This window comes from Bradyrhizobium sp. 613_E4_N2_2, assembly GCF_052075995.1.
In the GTDB taxonomy this organism is placed as follows: domain Bacteria; phylum Pseudomonadota; class Alphaproteobacteria; order Rhizobiales; family Xanthobacteraceae; genus Bradyrhizobium; species Bradyrhizobium barranii.
Window position 1 is genome coordinate 8,033,676 of record NZ_CP197234.1, and the last position, 14,332, is coordinate 8,048,007.

The 14,332-nt window shown below is 64.4% G+C and carries 16 protein-coding genes and 1 tRNA gene; 9 read left to right on the forward strand and 8 right to left on the reverse strand.

Annotation, left to right across the window (positions count from 1 at the left end; all coding sequences use genetic code 11):
- The first annotated feature begins 18 nt into the window (after window positions 1-18).
- Entirely contained in the window at window positions 19-486 is a 468-nt protein-coding gene (locus tag AB7290_RS38065; RefSeq protein WP_085398766.1) for an NUDIX hydrolase, read from the forward strand.
- 11 nt (window positions 487-497) lie between these two features.
- Here AB7290_RS38065 and AB7290_RS38070 read toward each other — a convergent pair whose 3' ends face one another.
- Window positions 498-740, reverse strand: coding sequence for a hypothetical protein (locus tag AB7290_RS38070; RefSeq protein ID WP_085398765.1), 243 nt, complete (start codon window positions 738-740; stop codon window positions 498-500).
- A 344-nt stretch (window positions 741-1,084) separates the two neighbouring features.
- Here AB7290_RS38070 and AB7290_RS38075 point away from each other — a divergent pair, with 344 nt between their 5' ends.
- The gene (locus tag AB7290_RS38075) at window positions 1,085-1,564 is read left to right on the forward strand and encodes a tautomerase family protein (protein WP_085398764.1); all 480 of its coding nucleotides are present in this window, start codon (window positions 1,085-1,087) and stop codon (window positions 1,562-1,564) included.
- 126 nt (window positions 1,565-1,690) lie between these two features.
- Here the strand turns inward: AB7290_RS38075 and AB7290_RS38080 are convergent, their stop codons facing one another.
- Together AB7290_RS38080 and AB7290_RS38085 are read right to left on the reverse strand one after the other, a co-directional pair.
- A complete protein-coding gene (locus AB7290_RS38080) occupies window positions 1,691-1,936 on the reverse strand; it encodes a hypothetical protein (RefSeq protein WP_085398770.1) in 246 nt (81 codons plus the stop codon).
- Between the two features lie 11 nt (window positions 1,937-1,947).
- On the reverse strand, window positions 1,948-2,421 hold the full coding sequence (locus AB7290_RS38085; RefSeq protein WP_085398769.1) for an L-2-amino-thiazoline-4-carboxylic acid hydrolase: 474 nt from the start codon (window positions 2,419-2,421) through the stop codon (window positions 1,948-1,950).
- Between the two features lie 472 nt (window positions 2,422-2,893).
- On the opposite strand from AB7290_RS38085, the gene AB7290_RS38090 reads away from it, so the two are divergent.
- Together AB7290_RS38090 and AB7290_RS38095 are read left to right on the forward strand one after the other, a co-directional pair.
- On the forward strand, window positions 2,894-4,192 hold the full coding sequence (locus AB7290_RS38090; protein WP_085398762.1) for a heme-binding protein: 1,299 nt from the start codon (window positions 2,894-2,896) through the stop codon (window positions 4,190-4,192).
- Window positions 4,193-4,351: 159 nt separating this feature from the next.
- Entirely contained in the window at window positions 4,352-4,876 is a 525-nt protein-coding gene (locus AB7290_RS38095; RefSeq protein WP_085398768.1) for a DUF4440 domain-containing protein, read from the forward strand.
- 218 nt (window positions 4,877-5,094) lie between these two features.
- Here the strand turns inward: AB7290_RS38095 and AB7290_RS38100 are convergent.
- Window positions 5,095-5,169, reverse strand: a tRNA-Val gene (locus tag AB7290_RS38100).
- A 73-nt stretch (window positions 5,170-5,242) separates the two neighbouring features.
- Window positions 5,243-5,602 (reverse strand): cell cycle two-component system response regulator CpdR, encoded by a 360-nt coding sequence (cpdR, locus tag AB7290_RS38105; RefSeq protein ID WP_007597092.1) that lies wholly within the window; start codon window positions 5,600-5,602, stop codon window positions 5,243-5,245.
- A gap of 329 nt (window positions 5,603-5,931) precedes the next feature.
- Here cpdR and AB7290_RS38110 point away from each other — a divergent pair, with 329 nt between their 5' ends.
- From AB7290_RS38110 to AB7290_RS38120, 3 genes are all read left to right on the forward strand, one after another.
- Window positions 5,932-6,822, forward strand: a complete 891-nt coding sequence (locus tag AB7290_RS38110) for an N-formylglutamate amidohydrolase (RefSeq protein WP_014491809.1) — start codon at window positions 5,932-5,934, stop codon at window positions 6,820-6,822.
- A 547-nt stretch (window positions 6,823-7,369) separates the two neighbouring features.
- A complete protein-coding gene (hisN, locus tag AB7290_RS38115; protein ID WP_014491808.1) occupies window positions 7,370-8,152 on the forward strand; it encodes a histidinol-phosphatase in 783 nt (260 codons plus the stop codon).
- 33 nt (window positions 8,153-8,185) lie between these two features.
- A complete protein-coding gene (locus AB7290_RS38120; RefSeq protein WP_085398761.1) occupies window positions 8,186-9,151 on the forward strand; it encodes a Bug family tripartite tricarboxylate transporter substrate binding protein in 966 nt (321 codons plus the stop codon).
- A gap of 223 nt (window positions 9,152-9,374) precedes the next feature.
- Here the strand turns inward: AB7290_RS38120 and AB7290_RS38125 are convergent, their stop codons facing one another.
- Window positions 9,375-10,265 (reverse strand): LysR substrate-binding domain-containing protein, encoded by an 891-nt coding sequence (locus AB7290_RS38125; protein ID WP_135214795.1) that lies wholly within the window; start codon window positions 10,263-10,265, stop codon window positions 9,375-9,377.
- 92 nt (window positions 10,266-10,357) lie between these two features.
- On the opposite strand from AB7290_RS38125, the gene AB7290_RS38130 reads away from it, so the two are divergent.
- Window positions 10,358-11,110 (forward strand): sulfite exporter TauE/SafE family protein, encoded by a 753-nt coding sequence (locus AB7290_RS38130; RefSeq protein ID WP_085398759.1) that lies wholly within the window; start codon window positions 10,358-10,360, stop codon window positions 11,108-11,110.
- A 3-nt stretch (window positions 11,111-11,113) separates the two neighbouring features.
- Here the strand turns inward: AB7290_RS38130 and AB7290_RS38135 are convergent, their stop codons facing one another.
- Together AB7290_RS38135 and AB7290_RS38140 are read right to left on the reverse strand one after the other, a co-directional pair.
- Window positions 11,114-11,524 carry a GFA family protein gene (locus tag AB7290_RS38135; protein ID WP_014491803.1) on the reverse strand — a complete coding sequence of 137 codons (411 nt, stop codon included), beginning with the start codon at window positions 11,522-11,524 and terminating at the stop codon, window positions 11,114-11,116.
- 66 nt (window positions 11,525-11,590) lie between these two features.
- Window positions 11,591-12,223: a LysE family translocator gene (locus tag AB7290_RS38140; protein ID WP_071909427.1), complete on the reverse strand. Its 633-nt coding sequence runs from the start codon at window positions 12,221-12,223 to the stop codon at window positions 11,591-11,593.
- A 214-nt stretch (window positions 12,224-12,437) separates the two neighbouring features.
- Here AB7290_RS38140 and AB7290_RS38145 point away from each other — a divergent pair, with 214 nt between their 5' ends.
- Window positions 12,438-14,234: an adenylate/guanylate cyclase domain-containing protein gene (locus tag AB7290_RS38145; protein WP_063985696.1), complete on the forward strand. Its 1,797-nt coding sequence runs from the start codon at window positions 12,438-12,440 to the stop codon at window positions 14,232-14,234.
- Window positions 14,235-14,332: the final 98 nt, after the last annotated feature.

The following is a 14,332-nucleotide window of genomic DNA, read 5'->3' on the forward strand; positions in this document are numbered from 1 at the left end:
CACGATAACGATGCCCCCATGTCCACGTGGCGGCCCCACCCTCACATCCGCGTCGTCGCGCTCGGCCTGCACTGGCGGGGCGGGCGGCTGCTGGCGGCCGAGGTGCGCGACGATGCGGCGCGGATCAAGGGCGTTCGCCCGCTCGGCGGCGAGATCGAGTTCGGCGAGAGCTGGCGGACTGCGCTGGTGCGCGAATTCAACGAAGAGCTCGGCGTGGACATCACCATCACGGGCGAGCCGCTGGTGATGGAGAACATTTTTTTGCACGAGGGATCGACCGGGCATGAGGTGATGTTCATCGCCGAGGTCGCGCTTCCAGACGGCGCGTTCAGCGGCCAGGACCGCATCGACTTCCGCGAGGATAACGGCGAAGAGATCGTCGCACGCTGGTTCGATCTTGCGGAGCTCGACGTCGAGGGCGGGCCGAGCCTTTATCCGAACGGGTTGAAGGATGTACTGCTCCGACGGAAGCGCCAGTCCGCCTGACGGGCGCCTGGCTACCAAACCTCCGCGCCGGGGATTTTCTTGCGCACCACCATGCGCTGGATCCAGATGCAGCGACGGACGGATCTGTTGGAGCGGCCGACGGCGGATATCCCCTCGCCGGCCTGAAGCAGCGGCGCGATGTTCGCGCGCAGCGCCCGGCAGCGCTGGAGCTCGGCCTGCAAGTCGATCACCGCCGCATCCGCGCATGACGCCATCAGCGCCAGCACAGCCATTGCAAGACAGGTCGCCCGCATCGTTCGCATTCCTTTCACTGTGATCCCCCCGCGTCGCGCCGGTAGCGGAAGTCGCAATGGCTCGCGCGCCTTGCATGATGGTCTGCGCCCGCGTCAGCTTGACGTCGGGGCCGGACCCTTCCGCAGTCGCGAAGTCGGAAGTGCAGACAAAGGAGAAAAGCCGAGCTCCGGCTCGCCCAGCTGTGGCGGCCCCAACAAGGCTGAGCCAACGCAGACGTGATTCAGCGGTTACCGCGGGTCGCCAGATCCTGAAGAGCCGACGGCGCAGTCAGTGATATTATCCCCATCATACCAAATGCTGCGCGGGCTTCCCTAAGAACCAGCCAACGTCAAGGAGAACTCGAGTGCCGTTGTGGAAAGTCTATCACCCCGTCGGGGCCTACTCGGCTCATGACAAGAAGGAATTCGCAGAGAAGGTCACCGCAATGTATGCGAGGATTCCCATCCCGAAATTCTACGCCGTGATGATCTTCGAGGAAGTCGCCGCAGGTTCGGTCTATGTCGGCGGAGCTTCGCACGAGAAATTCGTCCGCTTCAAGATCGACCACATGGCGAGGACGATGCCCGGCCCCGTCATCAGGGAATGGTGGGTGAAAGCAGTCGACAAGTTGATCGCGCCCTACGTCAAGGACCGGGGATACGACTGGGAGGTCACCATCGACGAGCTACCGGCCGACCTTTGGTCGATTCAGGGGCAAATTCCGCCGCCATTCGAATCCCACGCCGAAACAAGATGGGTCAAGGAGAACCGGCCGAGTTCGTATGACCTCCAGGAAAAGCTGCCGGTCGGAGCCCTGTTCAAGCCGGGCGTGTCCGCCGGCTGAGGCGACGCCCGCAGGACTGTCGATCGACGCAAGACGCCGCTCCGCAGGGCGGACCGAGCCTCTATCCGACAGGACTGAAGGACCTGCTGCTCCGGCAGAAGAGCCAGTCCACCTGACGGGCGCCTGCTACCACGCCTCCGCGCCGGGGATTTTCTTGCGCACCGCCATGCGCTGGATCCAGATGCAGCGACGGACGGATCTGTTGGAGCGGCCGACGGCGGATATTCCCTCGCCGGCCTGAAGCAGCGGCGCCACGTTCTGCCGCAGCACGCGGCAGCGCTGGAGCTCGGCCTGCCAATCGATGATCGCCGCATCGGCGCGTGATGCCATCAGCGCCAGCGCAGCCATGGCAAGGCAGCTTGCCCGCATCATTTGCATTCCCTTCACCGTGATCCCCCCGCATCGCGCCGGTAGCGAAAATCGCAATGGCTGGCGCCCTGCATGATCGTCTGCGTGCGCGTGAGCCTGACGTCGGGACCAAACCCTTCCGCGGTCGCGAAATCGGCGGTGCAGACCAGGAGGAAGCCGAGCTCCGGTTCGCCCAGCGCCTTGTAGAACTCGGCATAGGCGCATCGCGTCACGTCGAACGCGAAGGTGTCCGCCGTCTGCTCGACGACGTCATAGGCGAGCGCGTCGTCGCGGGCATAGGTCTTGAACGCCGACGATACAGCGTTGCCGAGATCGGTCTCGTTCTTCGTTTTCCAGAACTCCTCACCGAAGCCGCGATAGAGATCGCCGAGCGCCTTGCGCACCAGCGCGTTGGCGCGCGCCTCGCCGAGCTCGGCCTGCAATGCCTTGACCAGCGGCACCAGCACCTGCGCCTGGATCTTTGCTTGCTCGATGACGGAAACGCTCATGGGCAGCCTCGCTCGTCTCTCGTTGCTGCGACTCTTTGGCCCTGTGACCTGGCACACATTTGCGACCATCTTAAGGTTGTATGATAGCCCAGCATAACCGAAGCCGGCCAGGCGCCCGACCTCCATTTTGATGATCTCATTTTCGAGCACGGAGAAGGAAGCAATGCTTCACTCAGTTCGCAGGGCTCGGCTATTTCCCGACCGCATATTTGCCCGAACCACAAGTTGAAAATCACGATCGATTCACGCAGATCCGTTCAGTATCCGGCCCGGCCAACAACGTAGGGCCGATCAATGTTCGTAGTCGGCACGCGCGCATGAGCGCGCGTGAACGATGTTGTCATGCCCGGCATCGGGCGGATCACGAGACGCGATCGGGATCACGAGGCGCAACAGCGCAGGACTCACCTGCCCGGACAGCCGGCCCGGGGAAATGCCGGCATCGACAGTTGCAGCACCGCGAGGGATCACCATGGACGAGCCCAAACCACTCACCAGTGCATTCACCAAGACCGCGAATTTCTCCATCCACGAGGTCGACGAGGTGTTCAGGGACGCCGCGCAGCCCGCCGCGGGGGCCGCCGCGCGAGCTGCGCGTCCGCCGGTCACCTTGCCGCCCATCCTCGGTCCGCTGTCGGCCTTCACGGGCACCTTCACAGGACAGGGATTCAATACGATCTTCCGGCCCGACAGCAAGATCACGCCGACGCCGATGCCGGGGCCGATCAGCACCACCGACCCCGACGACAACGTGCTGGAGCTGAATCTCACCGACGAGACGATGTCGTTCTCGAACAATCTTGGCTCGATCCCCAATCGCGGCTCGCTGCAGCAGGCAGATGCATTCCTCAACGGCGTGCCGTATCTCCAGACCATCAACGACATCACCACGGGAACGCCCGTGGGCATTCACTTCGAACCCGGCATCTGGCTGGCGGTGCCCGCCACCACCAATCCGCACGAGCCGTTCACCGTCGCGCGCATGGCGTCGATCCCGCACGGCACGACGATCACTGCGCAAGGCACCGCGCTGCCTCCGGTCGCCGGTAAGCCAACCATCGCGGCCATCGACATCACACCGTTCATCGGCGGCAATCCGGGCAACAAGATCACATTCCAGAACCAGACCGCGACCAACAAGACGACTCGCAGGCTACCTCAGGATCTGACCGCACTGATGGCTTCCGGCAAGCTCACCCAGGCGATGATCACCGACCCGAACACGGTGCTGCGCGATCAGATCGCGCATCAGACCATCACGCAGACCATCGTCATCGAGACCTCGACGAAGCCCGGCACACCGCTGTCCGGCGGCCCCTTGCCGGCCATCCCCTCGCCCGGCCCGCATCCGCAGGCGCCGAGCTTTGCCGGCGGCGCCGCGAACATCGCGTTCCTTCAGGGCTTGCCCGTTCCGACACCGGGCGGCAATGGCTCGAACGCCAACGCCTTCCAGATGGACGCAGTGTTCTGGATCGAGACGGTGGTTTACGACATCGACGTGCCGGCCCTGCCGCCCGGAACGCCGCCGGTGATCCTGCAACCGCGCCAGAGGAGCAACGTGCCGCTGGTTCCGAGCTTCGTCGCCGCGATCCCGTTCGTGCCCAACAAGGGATTCAAGGGCGGCCACGTCAGGGTGGCGACGACGCAGATCCAGTATTCACAGAAGGTCATGCTGGATTTCGCCGGGCTGACCTGGCCGCACGTCTCGGTCGCATCGCTGGTGCCGGCCGCACCCGTGCCGATCCCGGATCATCTGTTGCCGCTGACGTGAGGCGGATGGCGGTGTGACGACGATGCGCCACGTCCGCGGTATCGGACGTGGCCTGAACCAACGCATCCGTGATGCGACGGTGACCGCCGCTCGCGCGATCCTGAAAAGCCGGCGGCACGATCAATGGTATGATCATTGTCATCCAAAAGAGAGATGATCATGCCCCCTTCCAAGATGTCTCGCGGCTCCATCAGGCTACGACGATTTGCACGGCGCGGTCATGTTGCGGCAATTGCTGCAGCGCTGTTTCTCGCGGCGACCGCCTGGTCAGCCGGGCCGGCGCTGGCCGCGGCAGATGATGCCGAGGCGCGAACCATCTTCGAAAAATTCATTGCCGCGCAGAATGCGCACAACGCGGACGATGTGAAGGCCATGCTGTGGAATTCGCCCGGCACGCTGTTGTTTGCGAGAGGCATCGAAACCAGAGGCCGTGATGCGGTCGCGGACCGCTTCAAGGGCTACTACGAGGGCACCTGGCACCTCGAACCCGATATGTCGAAATTCCACGTCGCCGTGATCTCGAACGAGGTGATGCAGGTCCTCGTTCCCATCGTCTTCACGCGCGGCCTTCCCGGCAAGCCGGCCCAACAGAATACGTTTCTGATCAGCCAGACCTACGTGCGGGATGCGAACGGCTGGTCCGTCGCCTCGGTCCTGCCGGTCGCGAACACGGAACTGAAATAGCCGCGATCCAGAATCGTAGCCCGGATGGAGCGCACCGTAATCCGGGACAGCGTCGGAGAGGATACACCCCGGACTGCGCTTCGCTCCATCCGGGCTACACGCAGGCTTCGCAATCGCGGATTGTTTGGGCTTGCCTGGCCGAAGCTCGCCGCGGGCAGCCCGCCTGCGCCCTTTGGGCTTCGGCGTGGCATCCTTCTCTCGCTATCGCGAGCGAAGGATGGTGGGCGCGACAGGGATCGAACCTGTGACCCCTACCATGTCAAGGTAGTGCTCTCCCGCTGAGCTACGCGCCCTAGATGTCTCTAGATCGGGTCGGGTCCCTATAACGGCTCAGGGGAGCCGGTGCAAGGACCGAAGGGGGCCGATTTAGGCCGCCAGCATCTTGTTCACTTCGCTGACCAATTCGCGCAGATGCACGGGCTTGGACAGCACCTTGGCGTTCTTGGGGGCGTCCGAATCCGAGTTCAGGGCGACCGCGGCGAAGCCGGTGATGAACATGATCTTGATGTCGGGGTCGAGTTCCGAGGCCCGGCGGGCGAGCTCGATGCCGTCCATCTCCGGCATCACGATGTCGGTCAGCAGCATCTCGAACGGCTCTTCCCGGAGCCGCTGATAGGCGGCCATGCCGTTGTCATGGGACGAGACCTGAAAACCAGCGTTTTCCAGCGCCTTGACCAGGAAACGGCGCATGTCGTTGTCGTCTTCGGCGAGCAGGATTTTGGGCATGGCAGGAAACGTCAAATCCCCAGAGGATATCAGCAGAGGTTACTAAGCCCGACAGAGGGTAAATTTGGGGTGAAAATCTTTACCCTGGGCTGGCTGCGCTGCCGGTCCCTTGTGAACCCGAATGCGGCACGAATCAATCGAGCCGCGCTGGCGCATCCCCGCTTCCCTGCCCACACGGTTAAGACATGTTCCAGCGCCGATCACATCTTTTCGCTTGGCAGAATGGTTGCGATTCCAGACAATGACGACACATAAGAGCCGCTCCACCGGCCGAATCAATTCGATCCGAGACCCGGATCCCGCGGCGCGAAGGGACGAAGCCTGAGAAGATGACCCGGTTTGACGGCGACGTGTCGCCCGCCTTCGAGATCGTGGAGCCCGCGCAATGGCGCGCGCCTGTCATCTTCAACTCGCCCCATTCCGGCTCGACCTATCCGGACGAATTCCTCAGCGCCTCCAGGATCGACCTGACGACGCTGCGGCGGTCCGAAGATTCCTTCATGGACGAGCTGATCGGCCATTTGAGCGAGCGCGGCTTTCCGACCGTGCGGGTCAACTTTCCCCGCTCCTATGTCGACGTCAATCGCGAGCCTTATGAGCTCGATCCCCGCATGTTCACCGGACGGCTGCCGAGCTTTGCCAATACCCGCTCGATGCGGGTCGCCGGCGGGTTAGGCACCATCCCGCGCGTGGTCGGCGACGGCCAGGAGATCTATCGCGAACGCATCCTGGTCGACGATGCGCTGGCGCGGATCGAGACGCTCTACAAGCCCTATCATCGCGCGCTGCGCCGGCTGATCAACAAGGTGCACCAGATGTTCGGCACCGTGGTGCTGGTCGACTGCCACTCGATGCCCTCGGTCGGCGTCAGCAGGGACGAGCCGCGGCGGCCCGACATCGTGATCGGCGACCGCTACGGCACGAGCTGCACGCCGCTGCTTCCGGACAGGGTCGAGGAGACCATGGGCGGGCTCGGCTATTCGATCGGCCGCAACAAGCCCTATGCCGGCGGATTCATTACCGAGCATTACGGCAACCCCGCGAGCGGGCTGCACGCGGTGCAGCTCGAGCTCAACCGCGCGATCTACATGGACGAGCGGCGGCGCGAGCGCAGTCCGCGCTTTGCGCAAGTGGCAAGCGACTTCGGCGTGCTCGCCGACGTGCTGGCGACGACGATCCCGTTCGGCGATCTCGGCCCGTTCCAGGCCGCGGCGGAATAATAGCGAGCCGTCGCCGCGCGATCGCGCCGCCGATCAAACATCAGATCAAGCTGCCAGCGTATCGTGCGCCGAATCTTCGCTTCGCGTTTTCGCGCGCTCGAAGTGAAGATCGAGGCTCAAAGAAAAAAGGGCCGCTTCTGATGAAGAAGCGGCCCAAGTCTAGGGAGGAAACGCCCAAGGAGGGCAGCGGTAACGCAGAGCGCTACCGCACCGCAACAATATGCGGCCGCGACGCACAAAGTGCAAGGGCTTTTGAGCCGTTTCCCATGCAATATGCACATGGCTCAATTGCTTATAGCGAAACCCAGATTCAGTTTCTTTGATAAGGAAATTCAATGGGTTGATAACCGTTTGCATACGAACAAGGCATACTCGGAACTAAGTTTTCAACTCTATGATCGATATTTGGCCAGCATATGACTGGGATGGGGCAGCCGGTTGCGGCATCCAAAATACCAGGGAGCAAACCAACTCAGCGCTGCACGCGAGAAGCGAATTGAGCTAGGCAGGAGCGAGCTTCACCCGACTTTCGTTTTGAGGATGCGCCGTGACGGTGATCGACTTCTCAGCCTTCATCGGACGGCTCGCCACCGCCTCCGGCGAAACCATCCTGCCGTTCTTCCGCACCTCGCTGTCGATCGACGACAAGAGCAAGACCAAGGATTTCGACCCCGTTACGGAGGCCGACCGCGCCGCGGAGGCGGTGATGCGCCGGCTGATCAAGGCGAGCTTCCCCCAGCACGGCATCGTCGGCGAGGAATTCGGCAACGAGCGCGAGGACGCCGATTATGTCTGGGTGCTCGACCCCATCGACGGCACGAAATCCTTCATCGGCGGCTTTCCGATCTGGGGCACGCTGATCGCGCTGCTGCACAAGGGCGCGCCGGTGTACGGCATGATGCACCAGCCCTTCATCGGCGAGCGCTTCTCCGGCGACAACGGCTCGGCCACCTATAAAGGCCCGTCCGGCGAGCGCCGGCTCCAGGTCCGTCGCTGCGCCTCGCTGTCGGAAGCAACGAGCTACACCACCAGCCCGCTGCTGATGAACGAACGCGACCGCGCCATCTTCAGCCGCATCGAACAGGGCGCGCGGCTGTCGCGCTATGGCGGCGACTGCTACTCCTATTGCATGCTGGCGGCCGGTCACGTCGATCTCGTGGTCGAGACCGAGCTGAAGCCTTACGACATCGCCGCCCTGATCCCGATCGTGACCGGCGCCGGCGGCGTCGTCACCACCTGGGAAGGCAAGCCGGCCCAGGGCGGCGGCCGCATCATCGCGGCCGGCGATGCAAGAGTTCACGAAGAAGCACTGAAACTGCTCAACGGATAAGCGCCCCAAGGAGCGTGCATGAAAAGAGCCTGCATGAACAACTGGCCTAAGCTCCTCCTTGCATTCCTGCTCCTGTTTCCCGCCCTCGCCTCCGCGCAGAATTTCCCCGCAAAACCGATCAAGCTGATCGTGCCGTTCCCGGCCGGCGGGCCCAACGACATCATTGCCCGCGTGATCGGCCAGCGCATGTCGGAGCTGTCAGGGCAGCCGGTGCTGATCGACAACCGCGGCGGCCAGGGCGGCGTGCTCGGCACCGACGCGGTCTCCAAGGCCGCGCCCGACGGCTACACCATCGCCATCTCCTCAGCCGGCGCGCTCGCGATCAGCCCGAGCATGGAGCGGGTCGCCTACGACACCGCGAGCGACCTCACGCCGGTGACGCTGGTTGCGACCGTGCCGGAAATGCTGGTGGTTGCCACCAACGTGCCCGCAAAGGACATCGGCGAGCTGATCGCGCTCGCCAAGGCGCAGCCCGGAAAGCTCAATTTCGCCTCCTCCGGCCCCGGCAGCCTGCCGCACCTCGCCGGCGAATTGTTCAAGCTGACGGCCAAGATCGACATCGTCCACGTGCCCTATCGTGGCGCTGCTCCCGCGGTGAACGATCTCCTGGGCCAGCAGGTGCAGATGACCTTCCTGGATCTTCCGGTGCTGCTGCCGCAGGTCAAGGCGGGCGCGTTGAAGCCGATCGCGGTCGGCTCGGCCGAGCGCTCCGCGACCGCGCCCGACGTGCCGACCACCGCGGAAGCGGGCTTTGCCGATCTTCGTATCGAGAACTGGTACGGCATGGTGGCGCCGAAGGGCACGCCGAAGGAGATCGTCACCGCGCTGCATGGCCTGGCGACGAAGGCCATGGCGGATCCGGCCGTAAAGGAAAAGCTCGCCGCCCAAGGCGCGACCCTGATTGGCGACGAGCCGGAGCATTTTCGCAGCTTCATCGCGGACGAGACCGCGAAGTGGGCGAAGGTGATCAAGGATGCCGGAGTCGAGACGGCGAAGTAGCGCGCGGTAGGCGAACGGCCTCACAACGCGACAGGTGCGTTCCCTCCCCCCTTGCGGGGGAGGGCCAGGGAGAGGGGTCCACACGGGGACTCCATCGATCTCTCTTCTTCGCGACAGAGACACCTTTTTCTGGGTACCCCTCTCCCCCTCCCTCCCCCGCAAGGGGGGAGGGAGCGCAGTTGTGCGCACCGCCGCAACGTAGGCTCACATCAAAAAGCCGCCCTCACGCCGCCTCTGCCCTTAAATGCTCCACCAGCATCTTGGCCGGCCTTGGCAGCGCCTTGAAGCTGCGGGCGCAGATCACGAGCTTGCGGTTGGCGAAGGCATCACGCAGGCGGACCATGGCCAGCGGCATCAGCTTGGCGCAGCGGCGGGCGGCGGATATCGGCACCAGGGCGATGCCGACGTCAGCGGCGACCATCTGACAGATCGCGTCGAAATCGCGCAGACGCGCACGGTAATGCGGACGCATGCCGAGCCGGGCGGCGTGCTTCGAAATGTGCATCTGGAGTGCAGTGGCGCTGGTGAGCCCGACGAATTCGCAATCCCGCGTCTCCTGAAAATCGATCTGGCGACGGCCCGCGAACGGGCCGCGCCGCGACGTCACCAATGTCAGGTGGTCCTCGCTGAAGACGAAACGCTCGATATGATCAGGCAGCGCGTGCTCGGCGGCAAAGCCGAGATCGGCGGCACCGGCGGTGATTGCTGCCGCGATATCGGTGCTCTCGCGCTCCTCGATGTCGATGGCGACGTCGCGATGCTCGCGCAGGAAACCCGCCAGCGCCTTCGGCAGATGCTCCGACAGCCCCGAGGTGTTGACGAGAAAATGCACACTCGCGCGCACGCCGCTGGCAAAGCCGGCGAGATCGCCGCGCAGGGCGTCGACCTGGTGCATCACGACCCGTGCATGATCGAGCAGGCTCTCGCCCGCCGCAGTCAGCTCGACACCGCGCCGCCCACGCTTGAGCAGCGCGACGCCGAGCGCGTCCTCGAGCCCTTTGATGCGCGCGCTGGCAGAGGCCAAGGCGAGATTCGATCGCTCGGCGCCGCGCGTGATGCTGCGCTGGTCGGCAACCGCGATGAAGAGCTGGAGGTCGACGAGGTCGAAGCGCATGGTCGGATTCTCCTCAGCCTCCGCCAGGAACGAAGGCTGTCTCCGTAACCTTCAGATTGTGCCCGCGCGCGGCTTCGGTCAATGTGCAAGATATGATTGACCCGCTCCTCATCCTCATCGCCGCCGTCTTCCTGATCGCCGGATTCGTCAAGGGCGTGGTCGGGCTCGGCCTGCCGACCGTGTCCATGGGCCTGCTCGCGGTGAACATGGCGCCGAGCCGCGCGATCGCCATCGTGATCGTGCCCGCCATCGTCACCAATATCTGGCAGACCTTCGCCGGCCCCTATCTGCGCGACATCCTGAGGCGGCTGTGGCCGCTGATGATCGGCACCGTGATCGGATGCTGGCTCAATGCCGGCGCGCTGACCGGCCCGCATGCCCGTTACGGCACGATCGTGCTCGGAATCCTGCTCGTGATCTACGCGATCATCGGGCTCAGCAAATTCAAGTTCCACGTCGCGCCGCAGAACGAGAAATGGGTCGGCGGCGTGGTCGGCGTGATCACCGGCGTGATCTCGGCCTCGACAGGCGTGCAGGTGATCCCCTCGATGCCGTTCATGCAGGCGATCGGCATGGAGAAGGACGAACTGGTGCAGGCGCTCGGCGTGTTCTTCACGACCGCGACGCTGGCGCTCGCCTTCAATCTCACCGCCGGCGGCTTGCTGACGCCGGCGAACGCCGTGCCGGGCGCCGTGGGCATGGCCATGGCCTTTGCCGGCATGTTCGTCGGCCAGTCGGTGCGGGCGCGGATGCCGGCGGAAGCGTTTCGCCGCTGGTTCCTGATCGCGATGATCCTGCTCGGCATTTATCTCGCCGGCAGCGCGCTGCTGAAGGAGTTCGCCTGAGGCCTACGATTTGGGCTCGTAGCCCGGCACCCATTTTTCGTGCTGGGGCAGATCGTCCTGGATCGTCCACCACGGTGCGCGCGACGAGGTGAAGACGTGGAGGCGGGGCCTGACATCGGGATCGTCATCGAGCAGGCCGGCGGGAATGCTGACGGTCGGCAGATAACTCGCCTTGCCCGGCGTCAGGCAGCCGCAGGTCTTGCAGCGATGGCGGAAGCTCCCCGGCGCGGATTCGTAAGCCACCGTCATGTCCTCGCCGGCAACAAAGCGAAACTTGTCGGCATCGACATGGGCGTAGGTGGCGAAGGCGGCACCGGTCAGCTTGCGGCAATTGGCGCAATGACAATGCGTGAGCGCACGCACCTGATCGATCTCGAAACGCACGGCGCCGCATAGGCAGCTTCCACGAACCATCGAAACCTCCCCGCGCGGCCTCTATCGGGCCGACTGCATGCCGGACCAGTCATCCGTTCGAATGAGTTATCGCGTCTCCAGCATGGCGACGCGGATGCCGAGATAGATGAAGAGGCCGCCGAGCGCGCGGTTCACCCAGGCGATCGCGCCCTCAGACTTGCGCAGCCGGTGGGCCGCCCTTGCCGCGAACGCCGCCAGCACCAGGCACCACAACGTTCCCGTAAAGATGAAGATCAGGCCGAGCGTCAGGAAGGCGAGCGGCTTGTGCGGGGAATCGGCTGCGACGAATTGCGGCAGGAAGGCCAGGAAGAACAGCGCGACCTTGGGATTGAGCGCGTTGGTGAAGACGCCCTGGAGGAAGACCCGCCGCAGCGGGCTCCGCTCCGGCTCGTCGATGGCTGCGGCCAGCGCCGGGCGCGACCACAGCATCTGAAGTCCCGTCACGACGAGATAGGCCGCACCGACCAGCTTCAGGATCGAGAAGGCGGTCGATGAGGCCATCAGCAGCGCCGAAAGGCCGATTGCCGCGCCCGCGACGTGGAAAAAGCAGCCAAAACTGATGCCGAGCGCGGCCGCGGCGCCGCCCCGCCAGCCCATCTGCATGCTGCGGCCGATCACGTAGACCGAGTCCGGGCCAGGCGTGATGTTGAGCAATATGCCCGACAGGATGAAGAGCCAGATCTCGTGAATGCCCAGCATGTGAGGTGCCCCCGTCAGCCTTGAAAGGCGGGCTTATTCGGTTCGGCCGCCGCCGTCCACCGCCAGGATTGCGGAGAATTTACCTCAAATTTGCAATGCGGATCATGCTTTCGCCCGGCCTTATCTGCTCTATAAAGGCAGGGTTCTTGGAAATGCGGGATTCGAGGCGACTGCCACGCGGGGGCCGGTCATCGATCCCTTGGAGCTCCGGATTATGGAAAGACGTCTGGCCGCCATCGTCTGCGCCGATGTCGCCGGCTATTCGCGCATGATGGGCAGCGACGAGGCCGGCACCCATGCCGCCTTCAAGGCCCATCGCAGCGCGATCCATCCCATCATCCTCAACCATGGCGGCCGCGTCGTCAAAAACACCGGCGACGGCTTCCTGTTGGAGTTCCCGAGCATCGTCGGCGCTGTCGAGGCCGCGATCGCGATGCAGACGCTGATGGCGGAGCGCAACCATCACCTGCCGGCCGAGCGCGCCATGCAGTTTCGCCTCGGCATCCACATGGGCGACGTCATCGCCGACGAGGACGAGGTATTCGGTGACGACGTCAACATTGCCGTCCGCCTCGAAGCGGTGGCGAGCCCCGGCGGCTTCGCCATCTCGGCCAAGGCCTACCGGGAGGCGAGCAAGCACCTGACCGCGCTGCTGGTCGATGCCGGCAACCATCGCTTCAAGAACATCAAGGACCCGATCGGGGTCTGGACCTGGATGCCCGAGGGTGCGCCGGCGCTCGCGCCCGAGCTCCGGGAGGCGTCGGTGCTGTCGCAGCAGTACCGCACAGCGATCGTCGGCGTGCTGCCCTTCGCCAATCTCAGCGACGCCCAGGACGAATATTTCTCCGACGGCCTCACCGAGGATCTGATCCACGCGCTGTCGCTGCAATCCTTCTATCGCGTGCTGAGCCGCAACTCGACCTTCGCGTTCAAGGGCAAGAACACCAGCACCCGCCTGATCGCGCGCGAGATCGATGCCACCTATCTGATCCAGGGCTCGGTGCGGCGCGCCGGAGCCAAGATCCGCGTCACCGCCGAGCTGGTCGCGCCGGAGACCGGCGAGCAGCTCTGGACCGGCCGCTACGACCGCGACATCGGCGAACTGTTCGCGATGCAGGACGAGATCACCACCAATCTGTCCGCCGCCATCGCCACCGAGATCGTCCGTGCCGAGGCCTCGGCGCCGGCGCGGCTCTCCACCGACGTGACCGCCTGGGACCGCTTCCTCAAGGGGCTGTCGCACTACTACCGGCAGACCAAGGAGGACCTGGCCACCGCCGTCGACCTGTTCCGCGAAGCCATCAGCCTCGACCCCAAACTGTCGATCGCGCACGCCTATCTCGCCACGATCCAGATCCAGAGCATCCAGTTCGGGTGGGTCAAGGGCACGCGCGAGATGTGGGCCGAGGCGATGGCCCTCGCCGAGACCAGCGTCCGGCTCGACCCGCGCTCCTCCTTCGCCTTCTCGATCCTGTCCTGGGCGCATGCCATGGAGGCGCATTACGAGGCCGCGATGGACGCCGCCAAGCGCGCGGTCGCGCTCAACCCCTACGACAACGGCGCACGCGGCGTGCTCGGCATCTGCCATTTCGTCATCGGCGAGCACCGCGAGGCGATCGAGCTGTTTTCGATGGCCGCGCAGCGCGACAACAGCGACCCGCGCTACCAATGGGCCGCGCTGAACGCCTTCAGCCATTATCTGCTGGGGCAATACGACGCGACCCTGTCCTGGGCGCGCGAGCAGCTCTACATCAACCCGAACCACATGCAGGCGCTGGCGATCCGTGCCGCGGCGCTGGCACAGTTGGGTCGGGACGATGAGGCTGGCGAGGCCGTCGGCGTGCTGATGCGCAACTACCCGACGCTGAATGTCGATCGTCACTTGCGCAATTTCCACTGGAAGCGGCCCGAGGACCTTGCCCATTACCGCGAGGGGCTTCTGAACGCGGGCGTGCCGCTCAGCAAGCTGACCCTGGTGCAAAGCGACGTCAAACGCGCGGCCGAGTCCTGACAGGCGGGCCTTCTCGGTCTCGACCCAGCCCCTTCGCAAAACGCGGGCCGGCTTTTATTGACAGGACCGTGAATTCAGCCACACTTCTTTACACGCTG